This is a genomic window from Myxococcales bacterium, from assembly GCA_016712525.1.
GTDB lineage: Bacteria > Myxococcota_A > Polyangia > Polyangiales > Polyangiaceae > JAAFHV01.
The window spans coordinates 1559215-1582837 of sequence record JADJQX010000007.1 but is presented as its reverse complement, the minus strand read 5'-3'; the positions used below and the strand labels follow the sequence as shown (position 1 = coordinate 1582837).

Genomic DNA, 23623 nt, shown 5'->3' with positions numbered 1-23623 from the left:
CCACGAGGAACCGACCCGCGCGCGCGGTCACCTCATTCGCGGCCCGGGGATCGTTCGGCGACCTCGCACGCGTCGATCGCGCGGAACGTGACGCCGTCTTGTGAAGCGGAGAACCAGGGCGAGGCTTGGCCACAGTGCGTGCACACGAGCCGGTACGACTTGCCGCTCCCGTCGATCGAGAGGGCGAGGTTGCGGTCGTCCTTGGGGCATCGCACGACGTCTCCTTTTCGGTAGGCGGCCCAGAGCCGCTCGACGTCGTCGCGCGAGAGCCCCTTCGTGCCTTCGGATGCAGGAGATTCCATGGCCCTAAGCTACCCTCTTATGGCGGTGCGGTCATCCTCGAAGGGCCACTCTTCCAGGAGCGCCCGGCGCTCCTGTATATGTTCGTCATGGACGGAAGCTCGGGAGGGGAGCGCAAGCTCGGGAGGAAGGTCCTCGTCGTCGGCGCGACGGGCAGGCTCGGGGTCGCGATCGCGACGGCGCTCGCGCGGCGCGGTGACGTCCCGGTCCTCACGGCGAGGGACCCGAACAAGCTCGTTTCGACCGCCGAGGCCATCGCGGCCCAGGCCGGTGTCCGAGCTCCCGAGACGGTGTGCGCCGACCTCGCGAGGCCCGCGGCCATCGACGAAATCGTCGACGGCGTCCGCCTTCGATGCGGCACCATCGACGACGTCGTCCTCGCGTGTGGTCCTTTCCCGCGTACGCCGTTCGAGGAGCTGCGGCGCGAGGATCTCGAGCGCACCCTCGCCGTGCACGCCGTAGCCCCGCTTCTGCTCGTCCATGCGTTCGCGCGGGATCTCGCGGCTCGGGCCGGGGCCGTGGTCGCGCTCGGTGACGCCGGCACCACACGCCCGTACACGAACCACGTCGCCTATCTCACCGCGAAGGGCGCGGTGCGCGCGGGGCTCATGGCTCTCGCCGCGGAGCTCGCCCCGGACGTTCGCGTGAACGTGGTCGAGCTCGGCATCGTCGCCGACCCGGAGGCCGACTCCGACCCGACGCGGCATCATCGCCTCGCGACCCGCTCGCAGCTCGGGCGCTTCGGCACGCCCGAGGAGGTCGTCCACGCTGTGCTCGCGCTCCTCGACGCGACCTGGGCCACCGGCGAGGTGTGGGGCATCGGCCGGTAGGGACCTTCCAGCGCGGCCCTTCTCCTCGTGCGGCGCTCTGCTATGGTCGGCGGCGTGGCACGTTCGACGTTCTCGGTAGCCCTCCGGGTCTTGGCCCTCCCGTTCGTTTGTGGGGGGATCCTCGTCGGGACGCTCCTCGCGAACGAGGGCTGCCTCACGGACGCCTGCAAGGGTGGTGTCACGTCGTTCGGAGACGCGCCCGGCCAGGGCAGCTTCATCGACGAGAACACGTGGCAGTCGGTCGCCGTGGACGCCGACTGGCTTCCGTTTCCGCACCAGACGCGCATCGACTTCAAGCATCCCCTCGGCCGCGCGCCCTACGAGGTGCTGGTCTGGATCAGCGCCGAGCAGCGCCCCGTCGAGAGGCCCGGCGCGAACTTCACGCTCGCCGGCGGCGACGTCGCGACGATCTCGGCGCAGCGAGCCGACACGGTCTCCGTCTACAACGGGACGTGCGCCGACTATTACGTCCGCATTCTGGCCAGGGCGCCCGCATGGCCGAAAGCCGATGCGTCGCCGGAGCCTTCGGAGGGTGGAGTCGATGGTGGCCTCCTCGAGGGCGGCCTCCCCGACGCTTCCGCCCCCTCGGACGCGTCCTCCGACTGAGGGGCGGTCCCCGCGTCCGTCCGGAGCCTCGAGCTCGCCGATGCTCGTCTACCTCCGTTCGAGGACGACGTAGTGCTCGGTGCGGAGCACCGGCGCGTACCCGAGCGGTGTGAAGGTCCCCTCGGCGTCGGGGCCAGGGGTGGCGACGATCGCGACCACCACCTTCGGTCGGGCATCGGCGATCACTCTTTGGTCTTCGGTGAGCCACTCTCGGCGGCGGTACGCGCACCCGGGCCACACGAGGGGCGTCGTCACGAAGAACCTACCTTTTCGCAGGCTGCGCCCCGCGGCGAGATAGATCTCCGGCTCGTATCCCCGGACGAGCACGGCGTCGTCGGCCGAGGTCCGGTCGTGGACGAAGCGGGCGACGGCGAGGCTCTCTTCGACGTAGAAGCCGATCTCCGGCCGATCGAACGTGGCGAGCCAGGTCGTGTCGCTCGTTTTGCCCGTGAGCCTCTGGAGCGCGTCGTGGACGCGCGCCGGATAGGCCGAAGGCGTGAGCCCCTGGACGAAGCCCCACGCCCCCAGCAGCAGGACGATCTGGAGCGCGACGATCGCGACGGCGCGGTGGGCGCGTCCTCGCAGCGCCGTGACCGCCGCGTCGGAGATCGACGCGAGCACGAGCGCGACGAAGGCCGTCATGACCTCGAAATCGAAGAAGTACCTTCGCAGGAGGAGAACACTCACGAGCGAGCCGACACCGACTCCGATCGTCGACGCGAGGCTCCCTAGCTTCGCGCGATCGGCGCGGGCGAAGGCCAAGCCGACCCCGAGCCCGAACACGACGAGCGCGGAGGTGGCGTGCGGCTCGTACGCGGCGACCGCGTCGTGGAGGGTGAAGAAGAGGGCCCCACGGTCGTGGCGCGACGGGCCGAGATAGAGACAGCGCGCGTCCCACAAAAGGTCGTAGCCGTCGGCGATCGCGTGCGGGCCGAGTGCGAGGGCGAACGCGAGGGTCACCGCGGCCGCACCGGCGAGGAAGGCGACGAGCCGCCTCACCGAAGCTCCCCTGACGAGGATCACGAGCGCGACGAACGCGACGACGGGGAAGCCCGCGGGGCGAAGGGCCAGGGCGAACGCCGCGAGCGCACCGGCCCCGAGAGCCGCCGCGCTGGAGCTCTTCGGCCTCGTGTTGCCGAGCGCGAGCGCCCCCACGATGGCGACGGAGAAGAACGTCCCGCCGCGGGCGGCGTCCCACGCGCCGAAGAAGACGTGCGCGAAGACGCTCGCCCCGAGCGCCGCGAGCCCCGCCGCGGGTGCACGGGCCCGGGATCGCTCGTCGCCTACCGCGCGGGCCGCGAGGACGCCCGTCGCGACGGCGGCGATCACGGAGAACAGGCGGAGCACGACCCCGCTCCCGCCTCCGAGCACGCTCGCGACACCCGCGACGAGCACGAGGCCAGGGCCATCTTGGACGAAGGTGCCGTTGTAGGGGGATGTACCCGCGGTCAACCATTCGCGCCCCGCGTACGCGAGCGCGGCGTGCTCCCGCCCGAGCGGGTAGCCGAGGTGCACGAGGCCGACGCAGAGCGCGAGCGCGACGAGCACGGCGTCCGAGCGTCGCACAGTGCTCACCACGGGACCTCTTCGGGGAGACGGAGGTCCTCACCGCGCTCCAGGATGGTGAACACGGAGACGCGAGCCCTTGGGACGTACCCGATCCCGACGTAGCTCTTCGCGGCTTCCACGCCGCTCTCGAGGTGCGTGAAGGCGACCACCCAACGCGGTGGGGACTTGCGGAAGTACGCCCAGTCTTCGGCCGTGTTCTCTTTCGTGCGGGGCGAGAAGCGCTCCTCGGTGAGCCACGGGGTCTCGAAGAATCGGCCCCCGTAGCGCATGTCGCAGAGCATGTAGATTTGCGGCTCGAAGCCGCGCACGACCAGGGTGTCGCCCGGGGCCGCGTGCTCCTTCACCCAGAGCGCGGTCTCGCGCGAGTCCCAGTAGCTGTAGAAGCCCTCGAGGCCGAAGGAACGCGCGAGGGGCTCGTCGTCACCGTGCCGAGCGGCGTAGATCGCGGTCTTGGCCGTGTAGAAGAGCCGCGCCGACTGCTTCCCCGACGCGAGCAAGAGCGAGATCGCGAGCGAGGCCACGAGCCACTCGCCGCGCGCTCGGCGGACGCGCACGTGCTGGAGATCGACGATGCCGACGAGGAGCGTGAGCGCCACGAAGCCGACGGCGGAGAGCCAGTGGTAGTTGAAGAACTTGAGCTGAACGACGACGGACGTGATCGACGTGACGAGGCCGATCCCCGCAGCGACGAACGGGAGGCCTCGCTCCGGTCTTGCGCGGAGGAGCACCGGCACTCCACGGAAGAGGAGCACGTTCGCCGCGAGCACGAGGAGGGCTTGCCATCCCAGGACTCCGAACACGAGCGCCCGCAGGGTCTGCGTGGTGCCGTGCACGTACTTTCCCGCCGTGAGGTAGTGCCGAATCGTGACGACGAGGGCCTCGTGCATGGCGCCGAGTCCGTCGACCTTCGCGAAGTAGCCGAAGATCGCGACGATCGGGAGCGCTACGCCCACCGTCAACGTGACCGCGGCCCGCAGGTAGTCCGACAGCGGGGCGTGGCGCGCGCGCATGGCCAGCGCGAGCACCGCCACGTTGCCTGCCGCCACGATCCCGACCGTGGGCTTGAACAGCACGGCGAGCGCCGACGCGAGCCCGACGACGAAGCCGGAGACCCGCGCGTCTCTCGATCGGAGCGCCGCCGCCGCCGCGATCACCGACAGCGCGGAGGTGAAGCTCTCGCACTGGGCCGTGTTCCAGAAGTCGAACGGAAGATAGTAAACGAGGCTTACGATCGCGAGCGACAGGCCGATACGCCCGCGTGGGACCGGGCGATCGGCGGGCGTCGCGGCGTAGGCACACGCGATCCCCGCGGGGACGAGGGCGAAGAGATAGTCGAACACCCGAATCGCCCACGGGGTGTCCCCGAAGATACGGAAGGCGACGAGGTACGTGAGGTAGATGCTCGGGGGCTTGATCTCGAACGCGGCCTTGTACGGCACGTTGCCCATCCCCCACTCCCGGGCGATGTACGCGAACGACGCCTGATCTCGCCCATAGGGGTACGTGAACGAGATGGCCGCGAGGCCGAGCGACACGAGGACGCCGAGCGCATCGGAGAAACCGACCCGCGGCCACGTGCGGGCCTTCGGGCCTCCGGCGAACCGCTCGTTCATGCCGAGAGCCTTACTCTCGCCGGGCTCGCCGAATCAAGCGGCCCGAGCGCCGAAGCCTCGCCGCTCACTCGACCGGGCGAGCCTTCTGCTCGGTGTACTTCGGGATATGGAAGCCGTCGCGCTCGGCCTCGCGCTCCTCTTTCTCGGCGGTCTTGTCTCGCGCCACCTCGAAGACCACGTCCGGAGGCCTCGGCCCTTCGGAGAACCAAATGGGCTTCATGAAGTTGCCGTACGGCAGGTGACGCTCGTTCGTGCGGTCGTACGACCGAGGCACGGGGATGCCCATCGGCGTGCCGTTCCAGTTCACCGCCTCGTACGCGAGCGGCAGGTAGGGCTGCGGGCACGCATCGCCTTTCTGCGCCTTGCGGCGGTAGAGATCGAACGCGGCGATGCGCATCTCGAAGCAGTAGTTCTCGACGAGCCACTTCCCGGGCTTCTCGTACGTCCGCATGGGCCGCGCCATCATCACGCTGCCCGCGTCGACCACGATCGCCGGCTTCTCCCGGTCGAGGTCGTCGAGTAGAGCCTCGACGCTACCAGGGACGATGCGCGCCTTCTCGAGGTCGAGGCGGTCCCAGAACCAGGGGACGAATCCCGTGACGTACGTCTCGAAGACGAAGCGCCCCGCAGGCTTTCGGTGGGCATACTGATAGATCCAAGGCGAGAAGCCCCAGACGAAGATGCGGTCCTCGGGCTTCGTGGTCGCGGCGATGACCTGCCCGCAGAGCTGCGGCGTGCGATCGTGGGTGACCCGCCCGTCGACACGTTCGCCGAACACCGTCCCGAGCGTGGCGCACAGAAGGAGCATGACCAGCGCACCCACCGTGAGGTGACGGAACGCCCGAGCGTAGCGCTGGCGTGAGAACAGGGGGGAGAGGAGGGCCCCGGCCGAGAGCGCGAGGAACGGGAGCGATTGCACGAAGTAGTGCGGGAAGAACCGGTAGAGCGCGGAAGCCGACGCGACGGCGAGCGCTAGGTTCAGCACGAGGTACGCGCGGAGGCCGAAGCCCCGGAGGAGGGGGGAGAGGCTCCGCAGCACGACGCTCCGCCGGAGTCGCCGCGCGGCCGCTGGGAGCACGACCGCCGCGACGCCCGCGAGCGTCGCGAAGTACCCGGTCTGCTCGGTGAGGCGGAGGAAGAAGGGGGTGAGGAGCGGGAAGAGCTTCTTCGTCGGACGGAGGTGGACGTCGCGGTTGTAGACGACCGTGTAGTAGTAAAACTCCTTGAGCGTCCCCTGCGCCGCCGAGTGCACGAGGAACCCCAGCGGGAGGAGCAGCACGCCGGCGAAGAGGATCGCCGTGTCGGTGATCCAGCGGCGATGGGGTACGCGGTTTCGTCGCGCGTCGGCGTAGATCCAGACCGCGAGGGCCGCAGGATGCAGCGCGGCGCTCTGCTTGATCGCGACGGCGATCCCGAACAGGATCCCTGAGCCGAAGAGGAGGCGCCGCCTCGTCTCCGGGGAGCTTCGGAGGGCCATGGCCCCGACGAGGCAGCCGAACGTGAGCGCCGGGAGCTGCAGGAGCTCTCCGTGGAGCGCGAGCCCGTCGAACGGCGGCACCCCGAACGACAGCGCGTAGGCCATGAGGAGCGTCGCGACGACGACCCCCGCCTTCGGGAGCATGGCCTTCGCGAGGACGTACACCGCGTAGAGGTTCAGCAGCGCGACCGCGAGGGCCCAGAGCCGGAGCGCGACGATGTTGTCCCAGCCGTGGAGCCACGCGATCGCCGCGTACACGTAGTACATGAGCGGGCCGCGCTGGCTCACCGCGCCCACGTAGAGCTTGTGCCCGTCGAGGATGCGGCTCGCGAGGGCGCCGGCGTAGGCTTCGTCGACGTTCGCGAAGGTTCGGTACCCGATGAGCGGCCCGTGTACCGCGGCGATCGAGGCGATGCCGATCCACAGAGCGATCTGCGGCAAGAATCGGGAGCGACCTTCGAACGATTTCACGCCATTCCTCGGGTGCGCCTGCCACGGAGACGGCGCGAACCGGGACTTACGAGAGGAGGGGTGAGGAGGTCAACCGATGATTTGCGCCCTTCGCGCGTTCGACGGCCCCGAAATGCGGGAAAATTCGCGAGCGAGCAGGACCTGCCCGCGAGCCCGACGAAGCACCGGGCGCACCCGCTTCGAGACCGGCCGGGCAGCGCGCCGTCCCCGAAGCGCCGATGTGGGCGTGTATCCCCTATTTCCCCTTGCGCATCAGCTGGTTCTTGGCGGCCGTTTGGACGGCCCCGGCGACGTCTTTGCTCTTCGCGAGGTGACGTAGGTCGGTCTCGCGGAGGTGGAGCACCCACTGCGAGGCGAAGGCGAACGGGGTACGTGGGTTCGCCGTGAGCGCGAGCTTGATCGTGTACGAGCGGGTGTAGTCGCGGTTCATGGCGATCACGCGGAGCACGTCCTCGCTCACGTTTCGCATGGTGGCGATGCGACCGATCTCGCTCTCGGTGATCCCTGGGGACTTCACGGCCGCCACGGCGACGAGCGGGTTCGGGTCGCGGACCCCGAGCATGCGCACGGCAGACGAATCGGCCGAGCCCTCGAGCTCGATGTTGTCGCGTTTCAAGGAGTCGATGCCGAGCTGGAGGAGGCGGATCTTGGCCGGCGGCCGGAGATCGGCCCAGATCGCGCTGAGGGTGCGCGCCTTCTCCGTGACCACCTCTTTTCCGGTGGCTTCGTCGACGACGTGCGTGTCCTCGTCGCCCTCGAGCTTCGTCTCCTTGGCGACCTTCGCCGCGTCGTCGAACTGGACGTCGTCGAACGTGCGCTCGGTCGTGGGCTCGGGGATGAGCTCCTGCGCGATGGCGGCTGCGGCCTCCTTGAACGCGGCGATCCCGTGGAGCTCGAGCTTGTGGCGGACGGCGAGCTCGAGGATGCGGTCGGACGTCGACATGCGCGTCGACTTGTTCAAGTAGAGCTTCTCGATGATCGCCGGGCACTCGAGCATGCGCTCTTCGTTCGTCGCGATGAGCTCGGTCACGGCCTCGTTCGCGACCGCGGCGAGCGCCACGACCGTCTCGAGCGAGAGCGACTTGTGCTGGAGGAACTGGCCGACGAACGCGAAGTCGTCCGCGTAGGTGGTGACGAGGCGATCGAGCACCCACGGGTGGAGATCACCGCCGATGGCGCCCGCGACGAGCGGCTTCGGCAGCTTGCCGAAGGTCTCGCGCGCCGTCTTCGCCACGGTCGCGTCCGCGCTCTCCGCGAGCAAGGCCACCACCGTGACCACGTCGCCCGGCTTGAGGCCGGGCACGACGCCCTTGGCCGCCATTTGTTTGAGCGGCGCGGGACCTTGCGGGTCGAGGATCTTCTGGGCAGGGCCGGGGAGGGTCGCGACGTCGACGGGTTCGATCACCCCGCCGAATCTATCTCGGAAAGGGCCCGAAGCGAGAAGGACCCCACGTCGACCCACCGCGCCGAGGTCGTGCCCCGGCCGGCTCTCGTCGAGGGGTGGTTGTGTAAGTATTCGAAAGTCATTGGTTTTGTGCCAAATGTCGGGCACGCGTCGATCCGGGATGCGATGCGGTAGCGGAGTTCGTCGGACCGCTTTATCTTGGGGAGGCTCGTGGCGAACGGCCTGAGCGAGGAGGCAAAAGACACGATGGGAGTGTTCGATTTCGTCCAGAAGAACGTGAGCCAGATGATGATCGCGCGCCCCGATCATCTGAAGCATCTCATCGTCTACAAGCACCCCGATCAGAACTTCCCCATGTACTCGCAGCTGACGATCGACAGCGACGAGTGCGCGGTGTTCTTCAAAGACGGGCGAGTCGTCGGCGTGCTCCCTCCCGGGCGCCACACGATGCACACGCAGAACATCCCGTTCCTCGGCAGCATCGTGAACCAGTTCACGGGCGGCAACGTGTTCATCAGCGAGATCTTCTTCGTGAAGACCGTGCCGGTGCGCAGCATCCCGTTCGGCGGTCCCGCCGGCGAGATCGTCGACCCGGGCACGGGCCTGCAGGTCCCCATCCGCATCTTCGGCGAGTTCTCCGTCGTCGTGACGGACCCGGTGCGGTTCATCGTGGGGTACTCGGGTCAGGCCGCCGCCGGAGACAACGACCAGATCCTCCAGTGGGTGAAGGGCAAGTTCATCAACTCGGTGGGCACGGTCCTCTGCGAGCTGGCCGAGGCCGAGCAGAAGAGCATCCTCTCGGTCATCAACAACAAGGAGCGCCTCGCGCAAGCGTTCGTCACGCGCGCGCCCGCCCTCAACGACATCGGCATCCGCATCACGGAGATGGGGAAGATCGACCCCAACATCCCCGAAGAGCACATGGTGGAGCTCCGCGCCGCCGTGAAGGAGCTCGCCGACGCGCAGCGCGAGGTCCGCAAGAAGCAGATCGCGATCGCGGGTGCCGCGGCCGATGCGCAGGCCAACCAGTTCTCGCTCGACCAGAAGTTCAACCAGGACGCCCGCTACGTGAACCAGCTCGCGGGCGGGAACTTCGGCGCGTACGCCGCCGGCCAAGCCATGATCGGTGCGGGGCAGGGTATGGCGGCGCACGGCATGGGCGATGGTCTCGCCGGCGCAGGCGCTGGCATGGCGGTCGGCGTCGGTATGGGCAACATGATGGCGGGCCAGTTCAACCAGGGCATGATGGGGGCGCCTCCGCCTCCGCCTGCGTCGATCAGCGCCGGTGGGGTGCTCGTGACCTGTGGCGCGTGCCAATTCAAACAGGCGGCCGGCAAGTTCTGCTCGAACTGCGGAACCGGGCTCCCGCAAGCTCCCAAGAACTGCACGGGCTGCGGCACCCTCCTCGCCGCGGGCGCGAAGTTCTGCGCGAACTGCGGGACGAAGGCGGGCTGAGGGCGAGCGAGGACGAGGTCCGCCGTCGGGCCTCGTGCCCGTTCACGAAGCACTTCGTGAAGTGCACCGAAGCGGAGGGGGTGGCCGAGCGCCGCTCCCTCCGCGCCTTTTTGTTCGCGGAGCCTCTGGTGCTCGGCGAGGGAGCGCCGGTTCCTTGACCGGGCGCGCGCACATCCGCATCCTACGCGCGACCCATGGCCAAGGAACAGCTCCTCCTCGTCGACGCCGACGCACGCAGCCTTCGCGTGCTCGAGGTGAGCCTCCGTAAGGCGGGCTACAACGTCACCGTCGCGAACGACGGCGAGGAGGCGCTTCGTCACGTCGAGAGCTCGCCTCCGGATCTCGTGCTCTCGGACACCAAGCTCCCCAAGCTGGACGGGTATGCGTTCGTCCGTCGCCTGAAGGAGCGCCCCGAGTGGGCGCGCATCCCCGTGGTGTTCCTCACGAGCCAGCGCTCGGTCGAGGACAAGATTCGGGGCCTCGAGCTCGGCGTCGAGGACTACCTCACGAAGCCCATCTTCGTGCGCGAGCTGCTCGCGCGGGTCCAGCTCCTCCTCGCGCGGCGCGAGAAGGACACGATGGCGATGCAGAGGCCCGCGCAAACCTCCGCAAAGACTCACTTTTCGGGATCCATCGCGGACATGACCGTGGTCGATCTGCTCCAGACCTTCGAGGTCTCGCGGAAGACCGGCATCGTCCACCTTCGAGCGGGGCTCCGGGCGGCGCACATCTACTTCCGAGAGGGCAAGGTGGTCGACGCCGAGCTCGGAAGCCTCTCCGGAGAGGAGGCGATCTACCGCGCGCTGACCTGGAACGAGGCGTCGTTCGAGGTGAGCTTCGAGCCCGTGGCCCGGCCCGACGTGATCGAGTCGTCGACGCAAGGCATCCTCATGGAGGGCATGCGGCGCCTCGACGAGTGGAGCCGGATCACCGAGCAGCTCCCTCCGCTCGATCGCGCGCTCGAGGTCGATCACGAGGAGCTCGCGGCGCGCATCGGCGAGATCCCCGACGAGGTGAACGGAATCCTGCGGCTCGTCGACGGGAAGCGCACGACCCTCGAGGTCATCGAGGAGTCCCCGTTCGAGGACCTCTCCACCATTTCGACGCTCTCGAAGCTCTACTTCGAGGGGCTCCTCGTGCTCGCGAAAGGTACGCGAAATACCGAGCCGTTCGTCCCCGGAACTCCTGGGCCGCCGGCCGTGGTCGACGAGCCGAGCCGCCTGCCCGAGGTGAGGACCAACCCTCCTCCCCATCACGAGCCCGACGTGGTCGTGCCGCAGGCGGCGCCTTCTTCTCCCGACACGCTCTCTTCGCCATCTCACGAGCCCTCGTCCGAGCCCCTCGTCTCGGACGAGCGCGACGCGTCGACGTTGCGTGGCCTCGCGGCGAGCGTCCCCGTGTCGGCGTCGCCAGAGGACGTTTCGACCGTGCGCGCGATCGTCGACCCGGATCCGTCGTCCCCTCCGTCGGGCGACGAGACGCGCGAGGTCCCCCGGGTCACGCCGAGCATTCCGGCTCCTCCTCCCGTGCTGCTCGCCATTCCGCCCTCCGAGCCCGTCGAGGCGGTGGAGGTGCCGATCGAGGTGACCCCCGTGCCGGGGCTCGACGACCGCGTGCTCCCGGCCGTGAGGGCCGTCGAGCCCCCGAGCGAGCCTCCGCAGCGCCTCGACGCGAAGGCTCACCCACCGCCGTCACGTCGCTCCGAGGCGTTCGAGCCGAAGGTGCTCGTGGCGGGTGAAGAGGCGATCTCCGAGCCTGTCTCCTCCGGGGCGTTGCGTGGGGAGGACGACACGGCCCCGTCGCGTCGGAAGATGCTCGCCGAAGAAGACACGGCGCCGTCGCGTCGGAGGGCCGCGTCCACGTTCCCTCCGCCCGCTCCCAACGACGCCGACGACGACGAGGAGATCTCGCCGCCCGTGTCCCGAATCGAAGGCCCGGCGGTCGTGAAGGCGCTCGTCGGTGTCATCGTGACCGTGCTCGTGCTCGCCGTCGGAGCGAGGAAATGCGTGCGAGGGTCCCACGACACGGCCGAGGGGCTCTCGGTGACGGCGGATGCGTCCAGCGCCGACGTCTCGCGGTCCACGTCCGTCCCCGTGACGACGGGCGCCTCCCCGTCGGCCCCGACGCCGCCGACCCCCTCTACGGCCGCCATCGAACCTTCGGCCACGGCCCCTCGGGTCTCGCCGGGTCTCGACGGCTCCACGCACGAGCCCAGCGCGGTGGGGCGCGTCGACGCCTCCGCGCCGAGCCTGCCACCCGAGACGACCGAGCTCGGGAAGGCCCAGCGGCTCCTCGAGCTACGTCAGCCTGGAAAGGCGGCTGCGGTCGCGCATCGCATCACGGTGCGCGAGCCTGGGAACGCCGAGGCGTGGCTCACGCTCGCCGCCTCCTACGAGGCGCTCGGCCAACCCAAGGACGCGAAGGACGCGTACCGCTCGTGCGTGGCGAAGGCCGCGGGCGCGGGCGCCGCCGAGTGCAAGGCATTGCTCGGCGAGTAAGGCCTCGTCGGGCCTCGTCAGCCTTTGCCTCCGCGGGTGCGCGGGTCGAGGTGGCCTATGGCCAAGTCTGCGAAAATATTCGATAAAACGACGCCGACGCAGGTGACGAGCACGGTGCCCATGAGGACCGGTCCGTCGCGGTCGACGAGCGCGGAGACGGCGAGCTGACCGAGGCCAGGCCAGCGGAAGAGCGTCTCGGTCACCGCAGCTCCGGACACGAGCGCGCCGGTGTCGAGCGCGACGATCGTCGCGAGCGGGACGAGGACGTTGCGGAACGCGTGCCTGAGCACCCCGAGGTTACCGAGGCCTTTCGCGCGTGCCGTCCGGACGTAGTCGTGGCCGAGCGCCGTGACCATCTCGTCTCGGGTGATGCGTGTGTAGACCGCAGCGCCGTAGAGGCCGAGGGTGAGCGCCGGCAGCACGACGCTCACGGCGTGCTCGAGCGGCGATGTCCCGAACCCGTCGAGGGGGAGCACCCTCGCCCACTTGGCGAGCACGGCCTGGAGCACGAGCCCCGTCATGAACGTCGGCGCGCTCGTCGCGAGCAACGTCGACGCCACGGTCACGCGGTCCTTCGCCGTTCGCGCGTACCTCGCCGCATAGACGCCGAGCGCGGCGCCCACCGTGGCTTGGAGGAGCACGGCGGCGAGCGCGAGCATCAGCGTACGCGGGAGCCGCTCGGCCACGATGGCGACCACCGGGCGGCGCTGCTGGTAGCTCTTCCCGAGATCGAGGTGGACCGGCCCGATGGCCCCGCACGTCTCGTGGGAGCCTGCGTCGCGCGGGAGCGTGACGTGCACGAGGCGCCGCAGAAAACGCGCGTAGCGCACGCCGATGGGGGCGTCGAGGCCGAGCTCGCGCCGCACCTTCTCGACCTCGGCGGGTCGCGCCTGCGCGCCCGCGACCATGCGCGCCGGGTCGGTCGGGAGCACGTCGTTCACGACGAACGTGAGGGTCACCGTGGCGAGGAGCACCACGAGCCCGTGGGCGATCCTCGCGGAGGCCGAGGGGCGGCTCATGGGCCGACGAGGCTCCCGAGCGGCGACACGAGCCGCGGCTCCCGACCCGAAAGCGACGTCCTCGCCTTGCGATCGAGCCACGCGAAGGCGACGTTGCGCGGCCACACGGCGTGGGGGGTGTATCCGCGGAGGTAGGGTTGCCTCACGTCGACGAACCGCACCGAGTACGCGAAGGCGAAGGGGGCGTCGTCGTAGACTTGGCGGACCGCACGCCCCACGAGCTCGCGTCGTCGCGAAGGATCGAGCTCCCGCTTGGCGCGGTCGACGAGACCATCGAACGTGGGGCTCGAATAGAACGACACGTTGCTCGCGTCCTCGTCGGCGATGCCCTTCGAGTGGAACAAGGACTCGAGGAAGTCGATGGCGTCCGGGTAGTCTTCGGACCACCCCCACGGGCCCACCGCCACCTTCTTCCGCCTCCCGATTTGTGCGAGGTAGGCCGGGTAGCTGACGAGCCGAATGTCGACACGAATCCCGATCTTCGCGACCTCTTGGGCGAACACTTGGGCCGTGTACTCGCTCACGCCTTGGCGGTACGTCGTGTACGGGACGACGTGCGGATATCCTCCCGTTTTTGTAATGGGATCATAGGGATAGCCCGCTCGCCGCATGTGCTCGAGGGCCTCTGTGAGGCTCGTCGGCTGGCCGGGATCGGTTTCGTCGTAGCCGGGGGTGCCCGGGGGGATCGCACGCGGCGCGGCGCGGAGCGTGACGGGCTTCACGAGCTCGTAGTGGGAGCGATCGAGCACACACGCGACGGCGCGCCTCACCTCGACGTCGTCGAACGGGGCAAGCTCGGTGTTCATCGCTTCGCCCATGATTTGGCGCTCCCGCTCGTAGGTCGTGAGCGGCGCCCACGCGGGGTCCCGGGTGAAGGCGAGGATGTCGCCCGGGGTCATGTCGCGAAGGGTGTCGAGCTCGCCCGTGAGGAACTTGTGCTTGGCCGAGGACGGGCTCACCCCGAACTGGAAGACCACCCCGTCGAGGTAGGGCTTGCCGGGCTCGTAGTACGCGTCGTGACGCTCGAGGGTGACGCTCTGCCCTCTCACGTACCCGCCCTTCGCGAGCTTGAACGGCCCGGCGCCGCATGCCGGCGCGCCGTCGCGGTAGCGTGCGCCCGTGCTCTTGCAGACCGGGCGGAGGACCTGCATCGCCAGGAGGGGGAGGAAGGTCGAGTCGGGGGCGTCGAGCGTGATCGACACGACGAGATCGCCGAGCACACGGACCCCCTCGAGCGAATCGGCTTTGCCCTCGGAGAACGCCTTGTAGCCTCGAATCGAGCCGAAGAACGAGGCGTACGGGTTCGGCGCGGAGGGGTGGAGGGCGCGCTCGATCGAGCGCTTGACGTCGTCGGCGTGGAGGAGCTCCCCGTCGTGGAAGACGACGCCCTTGCGGAGGAAGAACGTGTAGACGGTGCCGTCGTCCGAGCGCTCGAAGCGCTCGGCGAGGCGGGGCACGATCTCCCCTCGTTCGTCGAAGTCGACGAGCCCCGCGAAGAGGAGCTGGTGCAGCGTCGACACGAGGCCGTCGGCGATGTTCGCCGGGTCGAGGCCTCGGATGTCCCCGAAGCTCGAGAGACGCAGCACGCCGCCTCGCCGCGGTGAGCCCTCCTCGTTGCCCGCGCCCTCGATCGGCTTCGGCAGCCCCCCTCGGCAGCCCACGCTCGGGAGGGCGAGCGTCGCGAGGAGCGAAATGCTCGCGCCTGCCGTGACCTTCGCGGCCCACCCGAGGGCTCGGCGTCGTGGCGTGGGCGTGCTCAACGTTTGGCCTTTCGTGGATCGAGCGCCTCGCGGAGCCCTTCACCGAGAACGTTGAAGCCGAGCACCGCGAGCAGGATCGTGGCGAATGGAGCGGCGACGAGCCACGGTGCGTGCTGGAGCACGTCTTGCCCCTCGAAGAGCATGTATCCCCACGTCGGGGTCGGAGGTGAGATGCCGACCCCGAGGAAGCCGAGGGCGCTCTCGGCGACGATCATCTGCGCGACCGAGAGCGTCGACAACACGACGACGGGGCCCGACACGTTCGGCAGGATATGCAGGGCCAAGATCCTCGGGGTGCTCTGGCCGAGGGCGCGCGCGGCGTGGACGAACTCCTCGCCTTTCACGGCGATGGTTTTCGCGCGGACGACGCGCGCGATCCCGAGCCAGCCCGAGAGGCCGAGCGTCAAGAGGATGGTGGTCGCGCTCGTCCTCTCGAAGACGGAGCCGATCGCGAGCACGAGCAAGAGGAAAGGGAAGGCGAGCCCCACGTCGACGACGCGCATGAGGACCGTGTCGAGCCCGACGTCGAAACCGGGCCGCCCTCGGAGCCCGTACACGAGCGCGGCGAGGGCCGTGAGCCCGAGGACGAGGGGGAGGCCGTGGTGCGAGGACATGAGCCTCGAAAAGCCCTCCGGCCCGTACACGAACGTCGCGCTGAAGCCGAGCGCGACGACGGCGACTCCGTAGGGAATACGAGCGCCCCGCGAGCCCTCGAAGTACCCGGAGACGACGCCCACGACCGTGCCGAGGACCGTCGCGATGGCCGTCGCCGCGACGCCGATGCCGAGCGAGATCCGTCCTCCGATGGCGAGCCGCACGAGCACGTCGCGGTAGAGGCGATCGGCGCCGAGGGGGAAGGCGAGGCAGGGACCGACCGGCCCGTCGGGCCCGACGGCGCGCTCGAACTCGGAGGTCGTGGCGTCGTGGGGGGAGAGCCACGGCGCGACGACGGAGAAGACGACGAGCGCGAGGACCATGCCGAGACCGAGCCGAAACGGGCCGCTCTTCTTCAAGGTCTCGAGCCGCGGGCTCAAGGGAGCTCGCCTTTCTTCGTCGACGCGGGGGCGCGCCGCACGGACACGCGCGGGGGACGCGAGGACCTCGGCCCAGCCTCGAGATCGCGGCGATCGGTGCGGAGGAAGTCGAGGACGTGACGCGCGAGATCGTCCGGCCGATCCTCGGCGGGGGAGTGCCCGCTCTCGACCACCTCGAGGCGCGCGCGCCGGAGCTCGCGTGTGAGCTTCCTCCCGAGCTCCACGGGCGCTCGCGGGTCGTCTCGCCCCCACACGACGAGGCAGGGGGCTTGCACACGCGGCACCTTGGCCACGATCGGGCGTGTGTCGAGCATCGCGAGGAGGGTCTCGTAGGCGGCCTGCCTCGTGGAGGGGGCGTCGAACCGACCGAGGTGCGTCTCGAGGCGCGCCGCCGCAGCCGCTGCGTGGGGGCCTCGGCTACCCCCGAGGTAGGCTCGCAGGAAACCTCGCCCGTAGACCTGCTTGAAGAGGAGCGGGCCGAGGAACGGCACCTCGGCGAGGCGCTCGAAGAAGCGCACCCTCGACGGGTACACGTGCGGCGCGACGAGCACGACACGCTCGACGAGATCCGGGTGGCTCGCGGCGAACGTGAGCGCCACGGCGCCGCCCATGCCGCGCCCGCAGATGGTCACGGGGCCGAGCTCGAGGGCCGACACGAGGTCGGTGATCGACTCGGCGAAGCCGTCGAACGTGTACCGGTACTTCGCGCGGTCGGGGGCCTCACTCGCGCCGAAACCCGGCAGATCGACGGCGATCACACGCGCGTGCGACACGAGCAGCGGGCGCACGTGATCCCACTCGAGGTGGCTCGAGAGGAAGTCGTGCACGAGCAGGAGGGGCGCGCCCTCGCCCTCGTCGACGAAGCGCACCCTCGCGCCGCGTGCGAGCACGTCGCGCAGCGTGGCCGCAGGAGCCGCGGCGCTCACCGAGGCCCCCCGGCACGAAAGCTCCTAGGGAAAAAACCCGAGAAACACGGGCGAAGTCGCGCTCGCATGACCACGGACGCTACCACAGGTTCGAGGGCTTCCCCGGAAGGGGCTGCGGTAAGTTTGCATCCTACAGGTGGGTCGGACTACCCTTTCGGGAGGGGAAAAACGCCGCAGGGTCGTGGACTTCCGCGAACGCGTGCCTTTTCGAATTCCATGCTTGGCTTCCATAGGGGTTCATGGAAGCCCCGAGGTGTGACATTGTTTGTCATGCCCATGGTCCAACCCATGGTTTTCAGTTCCATTATGGAATCGCTCAAGTTTTTGCGACTCGATGGATTGACCCCGTGATCCGCCGCGGTTTACAGTCCGGGCCGTTCGATAGTCGCCGGCGTGTCTCCCTCTGCGAAACGCATCGCGAGACACCGCCAGGCCCGCTGTACCCCCGTCGACCGAACCCCGCGCGAGCGGTGCCTAGGCCCTCGGGATCATAACGAAGACTGGGAGAGGCCTCGAGGGGTCCGACCTGCGATGGGGCCACGGCCTCCTCGTTCTTCGTGTGCACGAGTGCTCATCGCGGCCGTTTCGGGGCCTCGAGGCTTTGCGGCGACGCAGGGCCCGGAGGGACGAGACGCGCAGCGGTAGGGCGGGCGTAGGGGTGCGTCCTCGGCGAGAGCACGAGGTCGCGCAACGAAGGGTCACGGGTGACGAGGTGGCGGAGTGTAGGCGAGGCGGCCTGCACGACGTCGGGGGGATACGTGCGCGTGCGGGGTCCGAGCCCGCGCGCCACCTGGTTTTTTCTTTTCGGGAGGACGAGACGATGGACGCGAAGATGGACAGCGAGCTCGACACGACGGGCACCGACGACAACGAGCTTTCGACCGAGGGAGCTCTGGCGCTCGCCCCCGTCGCCGTGGCGCAAGACGCCGAGGTCGTGACGCGCGAGCAGCGGCGGTCGCGTCGCAAGCGTGACGTGCGCGCGCGCACCATCAGCGTGAAGCGCATGACCAAGCGCGAGCTCGAGCTCGGGCGAATGATGTACCCCGACGCCGACGTCGAGCGGCCGAGGACGCGGGCGGAGTGCGCGAACGGCGAGCGCCCGTGCCCCTTCGTGTCGTGCAAGCACCACCTCTACCTCGACGTGTCGGCCAAGACCGGCGCCATCAAGCTGAACTTCCCCGACCTCGAGGTCTGGGAGATGACCGAGACGTGCGCGCTCGACGTCGCCGATCGCGGCGGCACCACCCTCGAAGAGGTGGGCGCCATCATGAACCTCACCCGCGAGCGCATCCGCCAGGTCGAAGTGAAGGGCCTCGCCAAGCTCGAGGCGCTCAAGGACATGTCGGCCCTCCGCGACTACGTCGACGAGGGGCCCGTCGGAAAGCGCCGCCTTCCGGTGCTCACCAAGAGCGAGGACGAGGACGACGAGGAAGAGTCGTCCGAGGACTCGGACGACCTCGACGGCGACAGCGACAGCGACGGCGACACCACGTCCGAGGCCTTCGAGGCCGACGCGGACTGAGCGCGCCTGCCGGAAGGCGCCTATCCCTTCCGAACCGAGACCGACGCGACGAGCCCTCCCGCTCGTCGCGTTTCGTCATTTCGGGGGTCGACCTCGCTTCGTCGGGTCCGAGGCTCGACGTCGCGACGCTCGCGCGGGAAGCGGGTGGCATCGTGACGGGCTCACGTCCGCCGCCACCCCTCGCCTCGAGCCCGTGGCCTCGCGAGCCCGGGATCTCTCGCGTGCCCGTGCCCGGACACTTCCGATTTCTCGCCCGCGTCCGCGCCCGGACACTTCCGCTCTCTCGCCCGTGCCCGTGCCCGTGCCCGTGCCCGAACACTTCCGATTTCTCGCCCGCGTCCGCGCCCGGACACTTCCGCTCTCTCGCCCGTGCCCGTGCCCGTGCCCGTGCCCGTGCCCGGACACTTCCGCTCTCTCGCCCGCGCCCGCGCCGCCCAAAATCTTCGCCGGCACTTCCACGATCTCCCGATCCGTCGACCAACCCGTGCGCAGCAAGAGCCCTCCGGCGAGGCGGTGCGTGGCCGGGCGATGGCGCGACGGCGCTCTCTCTCCTCGCGACGTGCGCCGCCGAAACGCCCTCGAACGAATCTCTAAGGTTGTTCGTAAGTATTCGTTATTAATATGCAAATTGTGACTCATTGCGCGTGGTCGAGATTTATTCGTCGCCGAATACTTGGCCCGGATCCGTCGACTCTGGCACCTGGGATGGGCGGGCCAGGCGTGTGCGTGATGCACGTATCGCCGGGCGAGCGCGGGACGACTCCACGAGGAAAGAGACCTTCATGGCCGGCATGAACGAAACGTGCAGCGTGTGCAGCAAGCGATTCGACGTCCAGTTCCGCTACCAGATGGAGGAGCGTGACGGAGGGTTCCTCTTTTACTGCTCGCAGGCATGCCACGGGCGCTCGGTGCGCGGGGAGCTCGCGGGCGGCGTGACGTGCGACGCCTGCGCGAAGCGCTTCCAACCCGAGCTCGTGTCCCAGGTCGTACGCGCCGCCGGCGGCGCCCGAAAGTACGCGTGCACCGCCGAGTGCCGCGCGCAGATCCTCGCCGAGGCCGATGGGCTCAGGCTCGCGCAGCTCCTCGCTCCGGACGCTCGTGTGCCCGAGACCGTCCCGGTTCCGGCCATGCGTCCGCCGACGTTCGCGCCCGAGCCTTCGGTCGTGGCCTCGGCCCACGTGAGCATCCCCAAGCTTGCGCCGGTGCGCGGTCTTTCGTCGACCCTCGTGCCGACCCCCGCGGCGCCTCCCGTCGCGCCCTCGGTCACACCGCCCCAGGCGCCCGCGACGGCTTCGCCGGCCCAGCCCTCGGCGTCCGGGGTCGTCCCCGCGGCGGCGACCGTGCCCGCGCGGCCCCTCGCGCCCTTCGCCGGGCCCCGCAGGCTCGCGATCTTCAACCACAAGGGCGGCACCGGTAAGACCACGACGACCGTGAGCATCGCGGCGGGCCTCGCCGAGAAGGGCCTCAAGGTCCTCCTCGTCGACACCGACTCGCAGGGCAACGTGGCGGTCTCCTTCGGCGTGAAGCCCGAGAAGACCCTCTACCACGTGCTCGTGATGGGGCTTCGCGCCGAGGACGCCGCCGTGACCGTGCGTCCGAACCTCGATCTCATCGCGTCGAACGAGACCCTCGCGGCCGCCGAGCTCTACCTCGCGGGGCGCCAGAACCGTGACAGGGTCCTCCGGGATCGCCTCGCGGCGGCCACGGCCGGGTACGACGTCGTCGTCATCGACTGCTCGCCTTCGCTCTCGCTCATGAACCAGAACGCCCTCGTGCTCGCCGACGGGATCCTCGTGCCCGTCGCGTGCGACTACCTCTCGCTCGTCGGCGTCCGCCAGGTGATCAAGACGGTGAAGAACGTGAACGGCCTCCTCCGTCACCCCGTGCAAATCTACGGGGTCCTCCCGACGTTCTACGACGCGCGCGCGCGTATCTGCCGCGACGCCGTCGACACGCTGAAGCAGCACTTCGGCGACAAGTGCCTGCTCCCGATCCGCGCCGCCACCCGCGTGAAAGAGGCGCCGGCGCAGGGAAAGACGATCTTCGAGCTCGCGCCCGAGTCGAACGCCTCGGAAGACTACCGCGCGGTGGTCGAGCGGCTCGTCACGGGCAAGGGGGCCGAGCTCCCCGCCGACTTCTCGCCCGCGAGCCAGCCCATGGCCGCGAACGCCTGAGGCGCCCCCAGAACTTTTCGCAGAGTGGAGCTTTCCAATGACCCGTGACGAATCGAATGGCCTGACGGCGAGCGTCCTCGACGGCGACGAGGTGCAAGGTGTGCTCTCCGGGGCGTTCTACGCCGCGGACGCGCGTAGCGAGGCCGCCCCCCAGGCGCGCGCGACCCGCGAGCCGCAAGAGAAGCCTCAGCACTACAAGGTCATCTGCATCTCGATGTACACGAAGGACCTCACCCAGCTCGACGCCCTCGTCGACGAGCTGAAGGCCCGAGGTGTCACCAAGGCGTCGCGGAGCGCGCTCATCCGCGCTGCCCTCGAGCAGGTCGATCTCGATCGCATCCCCCGCGGGATGTGACCGTCACCGCGCGAGCCCGTCCCAGAAGTCGGCGAGATCGTCCGGGAGCGGGGCACGAATGGTGAGCCGCTCGCCCGTGACCGGGTGGTCGAGGGCGAGGGCGTGGGCGTGGAGGGCGTGGCGGGGCAGCTCGAGGAGCCGCTCGTCGTCGTCCGTGAGCTCGCCGTCGGCCCCGCGCGGGAAGCACCCGTCGTCGGGGCCGTAGAGCTTGTCGCCCACGATGGGGCTGCCGAGCGTCGCGAGGTGGAGCCTTATCTGGTGCTGCCTGCCGCTCTCGAGCTCGCAGCGGACCATCGCGTAGCGCGCGCCGTCCCGGGCCCGCGTGCGCACCTCGTTCACGGCGAAGCGCGTCGCCGACGCGAGCGCGGTCTCGGCGTCGGAGACCTCCATCTTGACGCCGAACTTGGCGCGCGGGGGGAGCTCCATCCCGCACGAAAAACGGAACAAATTCGATATTTTGGCTTCTTGCCCGCCCGGGCTCTCGCTTGGCACGCCCCACGTGATCGCGAGGTAGGTCTTGTCGATGTCGGAGCGCTCCTCGAAGGCCTTCTTGAGGAGCCGGTCGCACTCGGCGGTCTTCGTGACGAGCAGCACGCCGCTCGTCTCGCGATCGATGCGGTGCCCGAGGGAGAGGAACGCGCCCGGGCGCTCGGCCTTGAGCATCACGATGAGCGTGTTCTTGTGGTAGCGCGCCGTCGGATGCACGGGGAGGCCGGCGGGCTTCGAGACGGCGAGGAGGTGATCGTCCTCGTAGAGCACCGGCACCTCGCGCGGGACGGGGGTCTCGTCCCACGCCGGTCGCCAGAGGAGCACCTTCTGTTCGGCGAACACGCGGTCGTTCGGCCGGAGCTTGCGGCCGCGGTCGTCCCATGCAGACACTCGGATGATTTCTTGAGCGCGTGTCCGGCTCGTGCGCCGAAGCTCCTGGGTGAGGAAGACGTCGAGCCGCTGCCCGGCGAGCTCGGGGGGCACCCGAAACACGCTCACGACCGAGCCTTCCTCGACCTCGGGGGGGCGGACGAGCTCGGTCTCGCTGGCGCGTAGGCGCGTCATTTCGCCCGAAACTTACGCGACCTCCTCGCCCGGAGCACGTGGTAAGACGGCTCCCGATGGATATCCTCTTCGCGACGACCGAGCTCGCCCCCTACGTCAAAGTCGGCGGTCTTGCCGACGTGGCCTCGTCCCTCCCGAAGGCCCTCCGCGGCCTCGGCCACAAGGTCACGATCGTCGTGCCCCGGTTCCCGGGGTTCGAGGCCGGTGGGCTCCTCGTCGCGCGGAGGCTCACGCCCCTCAAGCTCGCGCACGGCGATGCTTCGGTGGAGGTCACCCTCTACGACGGGCGGCTCTCGTCGCAGGTCGATCTCCTCTTGGTCGACGTCGCGGGGCTCTTCGCGCGCGCGGACGTGTACGGCCCCGCCGGCGCCGAGGATCCGGAGAACGCCAAGCGGTTCTCCATCTTCTCGCGCGTCGTGGCCGAGGTGGCGAAGCAGCGGGCCGAGGAGGGGACGCCGTACGACGTCGTGCACCTCAACGACTGGCCCACGGCGCTCGCCGCCAAATACATGGCCGACGCGAAGGTGAAGGCCTCGCGCACCGTCTTGACCCTCCACAACGCCGCCCACCAGGGCGTCTTCCCGAAGGAGGCCATGGCCGACATCGGCCTCCCGTGGAGCGACTTCACCGTGGCGGGGCTCGAGTTCTATGGGAGCCTCAGCCTGCTCAAGCAGGGCATCGTCTCGGCCGACGCCGTGACGACCGTGAGCGCGCGCCACGCCGTCGAGCTCCAGACCGCCGAGGGGGGCTTCAAGCTCGACGGGGTCCTCCGGGCGAAGGGGCGCGTCACCGGGATCGTCAACGGCGTCGATTACTCGGTGTGGAACCCCGCGACCGACCCGCACCTCCCGGCGCGCTACGACGCCGAAGATCCGAGCGCGAAGGCCCGCTGCAAGGGCGCCCTCCAGAAAGAGCTCGGCCTCCCGCTCTCGCCCGAAGCGCCGCTGCTCGTCAGCGTGGGGCGCCTCGTCGAGCAGAAGGGCGTGGACCTCCTCCTCGCCGCGCTCCCCAAGATCCTTCGCTCGAGCGAGGCGCAGGTCGTCATCTGCGGGGACGGCGACGACGCCATGGTCGAGGCCGTCACGGCCCAAGTGGCGAAGTCGCGTGGGCGCGCGGTGTTCGTCCGCGCGGCGCCGGAGGCCGTGGTGCACCGCGCCTTCGCCGCGGCGGATTTTGTCGTAGTTCCGAGCCGTTATGAGCCGTGTGGCCTCGTCCAGCTCTACGCCCAGCGGTACGGCGCGCTGCCGGTCGTGCACGCGGTCGGAGGCCTCGTCGACACGGTGGTCGACTGCGACGCCAAGCTCGAGACCGGCACGGGCTTCTCGTTCGACGCACCGACCGAAGAGGCGCTCGTCGGCTGCGTGCTCCGCGCCCTCGCGGCCCGCGAGCACCGCGCGTTCCCTCAGCTCGTTCGCCGCGTCATGCGGGCCGACCGCGGGTGGGAGCGCTCGGCGCGGCAGTACGAAGCGCTCTACCGCAAGCTCTCGCGGCCGGCCACCTCGGCAGCTTAGCGCAGCTTAGCGCAGCCCGAGCCCAAGGCGCTGCGGGGCGCGCCG

At 69.5% G+C, this 23623-nt stretch carries 18 protein-coding genes; 8 read left to right on the top strand and 10 right to left on the bottom strand.

Annotated features, from left to right (window positions below; translation table 11 throughout):
* Window positions 1-32: 32 nt before the first annotated feature.
* Window positions 33-302: a hypothetical protein gene (locus IPK71_23765; protein ID MBK8216756.1), complete on the bottom strand. Its 270-nt coding sequence runs from the start codon at window positions 300-302 to the stop codon at window positions 33-35.
* An 87-nt stretch (window positions 303-389) separates the two neighbouring features.
* Here IPK71_23765 and IPK71_23760 point away from each other — a divergent pair, with 87 nt between their 5' ends.
* Together IPK71_23760 and IPK71_23755 are read left to right on the top strand one after the other, a co-directional pair.
* On the top strand, window positions 390-1130 hold the full coding sequence (locus IPK71_23760) for an SDR family oxidoreductase (protein MBK8216755.1): 741 nt from the start codon (window positions 390-392) through the stop codon (window positions 1128-1130).
* Window positions 1131-1184: 54 nt separating this feature from the next.
* Window positions 1185-1736 (top strand): hypothetical protein, encoded by a 552-nt coding sequence (locus tag IPK71_23755; GenBank protein MBK8216754.1) that lies wholly within the window; start codon window positions 1185-1187, stop codon window positions 1734-1736.
* Between the two features lie 48 nt (window positions 1737-1784).
* Here the strand turns inward: IPK71_23755 and IPK71_23750 are convergent, their stop codons facing one another.
* From IPK71_23750 to IPK71_23735, 4 genes are all read right to left on the bottom strand, one after another.
* The gene (locus IPK71_23750; GenBank protein MBK8216753.1) at window positions 1785-3311 is read right to left on the bottom strand and encodes a hypothetical protein; all 1527 of its coding nucleotides are present in this window, start codon (window positions 3309-3311) and stop codon (window positions 1785-1787) included.
* Window positions 3308-4918: a hypothetical protein gene (locus IPK71_23745; GenBank protein MBK8216752.1), complete on the bottom strand. Its 1611-nt coding sequence runs from the start codon at window positions 4916-4918 to the stop codon at window positions 3308-3310. Before IPK71_23745 ends, IPK71_23750 begins: the two co-directional genes overlap by 4 nt.
* Before the next feature lie 64 nt (window positions 4919-4982).
* Complete coding sequence (locus IPK71_23740) at window positions 4983-6866, bottom strand: glycosyltransferase family 39 protein (protein ID MBK8216751.1); 1884 nt, start codon at window positions 6864-6866, stop codon at window positions 4983-4985.
* A gap of 235 nt (window positions 6867-7101) precedes the next feature.
* On the bottom strand, window positions 7102-8271 hold the full coding sequence (locus tag IPK71_23735) for a hypothetical protein (protein MBK8216750.1): 1170 nt from the start codon (window positions 8269-8271) through the stop codon (window positions 7102-7104).
* 210 nt (window positions 8272-8481) lie between these two features.
* Here IPK71_23735 and IPK71_23730 point away from each other — a divergent pair, with 210 nt between their 5' ends.
* Together IPK71_23730 and IPK71_23725 are read left to right on the top strand one after the other, a co-directional pair.
* On the top strand, window positions 8482-9726 hold the full coding sequence (locus tag IPK71_23730; GenBank protein MBK8216749.1) for an SPFH domain-containing protein: 1245 nt from the start codon (window positions 8482-8484) through the stop codon (window positions 9724-9726).
* Between the two features lie 194 nt (window positions 9727-9920).
* Window positions 9921-12224 carry a response regulator gene (locus IPK71_23725; protein MBK8216748.1) on the top strand — a complete coding sequence of 768 codons (2304 nt, stop codon included), beginning with the start codon at window positions 9921-9923 and terminating at the stop codon, window positions 12222-12224.
* Window positions 12225-12241: 17 nt separating this feature from the next.
* Here the strand turns inward: IPK71_23725 and IPK71_23720 are convergent, their stop codons facing one another.
* Genes IPK71_23720 through IPK71_23705 form a run of 4 tightly spaced genes read right to left on the bottom strand, consistent with a single transcriptional unit; the run spans window position 12242 to window position 16963 of the window.
* Entirely contained in the window at window positions 12242-13243 is a 1002-nt protein-coding gene (locus tag IPK71_23720) for an ABC transporter permease (protein MBK8216747.1), read from the bottom strand.
* Complete coding sequence (locus IPK71_23715) at window positions 13240-15003, bottom strand: ABC transporter substrate-binding protein (protein ID MBK8216746.1); 1764 nt, start codon at window positions 15001-15003, stop codon at window positions 13240-13242. Before IPK71_23715 ends, IPK71_23720 begins: the two co-directional genes overlap by 4 nt.
* Window positions 15000-16037, bottom strand: a complete 1038-nt coding sequence (locus tag IPK71_23710; GenBank protein MBK8216745.1) for an ABC transporter permease — start codon at window positions 16035-16037, stop codon at window positions 15000-15002. The genes IPK71_23715 and IPK71_23710 overlap by 4 nt, the downstream gene beginning before the upstream one ends.
* Entirely contained in the window at window positions 16034-16963 is a 930-nt protein-coding gene (locus tag IPK71_23705) for an alpha/beta hydrolase (protein ID MBK8216744.1), read from the bottom strand. Before IPK71_23705 ends, IPK71_23710 begins: the two co-directional genes overlap by 4 nt.
* Before the next feature lie 832 nt (window positions 16964-17795).
* On the opposite strand from IPK71_23705, the gene IPK71_23700 reads away from it, so the two are divergent.
* From IPK71_23700 to IPK71_23690, 3 genes are all read left to right on the top strand, one after another.
* The gene (locus IPK71_23700) at window positions 17796-18485 is read left to right on the top strand and encodes a hypothetical protein (GenBank protein ID MBK8216743.1); all 690 of its coding nucleotides are present in this window, start codon (window positions 17796-17798) and stop codon (window positions 18483-18485) included.
* 1127 nt (window positions 18486-19612) lie between these two features.
* The gene (locus IPK71_23695; GenBank protein ID MBK8216742.1) at window positions 19613-20659 is read left to right on the top strand and encodes a ParA family protein; all 1047 of its coding nucleotides are present in this window, start codon (window positions 19613-19615) and stop codon (window positions 20657-20659) included.
* Between the two features lie 37 nt (window positions 20660-20696).
* Window positions 20697-21014, top strand: coding sequence for a hypothetical protein (locus IPK71_23690; GenBank protein ID MBK8216741.1), 318 nt, complete (start codon window positions 20697-20699; stop codon window positions 21012-21014).
* Window positions 21015-21017: 3 nt separating this feature from the next.
* Here IPK71_23690 and IPK71_23685 read toward each other — a convergent pair whose 3' ends face one another.
* Window positions 21018-22067, bottom strand: coding sequence for an RluA family pseudouridine synthase (locus IPK71_23685; GenBank protein ID MBK8216740.1), 1050 nt, complete (start codon window positions 22065-22067; stop codon window positions 21018-21020).
* A 56-nt stretch (window positions 22068-22123) separates the two neighbouring features.
* Between IPK71_23685 and IPK71_23680 the strand changes: the two genes are divergently transcribed.
* Window positions 22124-23578, top strand: coding sequence for a glycogen synthase (locus tag IPK71_23680; protein ID MBK8216739.1), 1455 nt, complete (start codon window positions 22124-22126; stop codon window positions 23576-23578).
* The last annotated feature ends 45 nt before the right edge of the window (window positions 23579-23623 follow it).

What these genes read in the sequence shown, in the direction of transcription:
- IPK71_23760 (MBK8216755.1), top strand. Translation starts at nt 390, where the DNA reads ATGGACGGAAGCTCGGGAGGGGAGCGCAAGCTCGGGAGGAAGGTCCTC.
- IPK71_23700 (MBK8216743.1), top strand. Translation starts at nt 17,796, where the DNA reads ATGGACAGCGAGCTCGACACGACGGGCACCGACGACAACGAGCTTTCG.
- IPK71_23680 (MBK8216739.1), top strand. Translation starts at nt 22,124, where the DNA reads ATGGATATCCTCTTCGCGACGACCGAGCTCGCCCCCTACGTCAAAGTC.
- IPK71_23695 (MBK8216742.1), top strand. Translation starts at nt 19,613, where the DNA reads ATGCGTCCGCCGACGTTCGCGCCCGAGCCTTCGGTCGTGGCCTCGGCC.
- IPK71_23745 (MBK8216752.1), bottom strand. Translation starts at nt 4,918, where the DNA reads ATGAACGAGCGGTTCGCCGGAGGCCCGAAGGCCCGCACGTGGCCGCGG.
- IPK71_23720 (MBK8216747.1), bottom strand. Translation starts at nt 13,243, where the DNA reads ATGAGCCGCCCCTCGGCCTCCGCGAGGATCGCCCACGGGCTCGTGGTG.
- IPK71_23765 (MBK8216756.1), bottom strand. Translation starts at nt 302, where the DNA reads ATGGAATCTCCTGCATCCGAAGGCACGAAGGGGCTCTCGCGCGACGAC.
- IPK71_23685 (MBK8216740.1), bottom strand. Translation starts at nt 22,067, where the DNA reads ATGACGCGCCTACGCGCCAGCGAGACCGAGCTCGTCCGCCCCCCCGAG.
- IPK71_23690 (MBK8216741.1), top strand. Translation starts at nt 20,697, where the DNA reads ATGACCCGTGACGAATCGAATGGCCTGACGGCGAGCGTCCTCGACGGC.
- IPK71_23725 (MBK8216748.1), top strand. Translation starts at nt 9,921, where the DNA reads ATGGCCAAGGAACAGCTCCTCCTCGTCGACGCCGACGCACGCAGCCTT.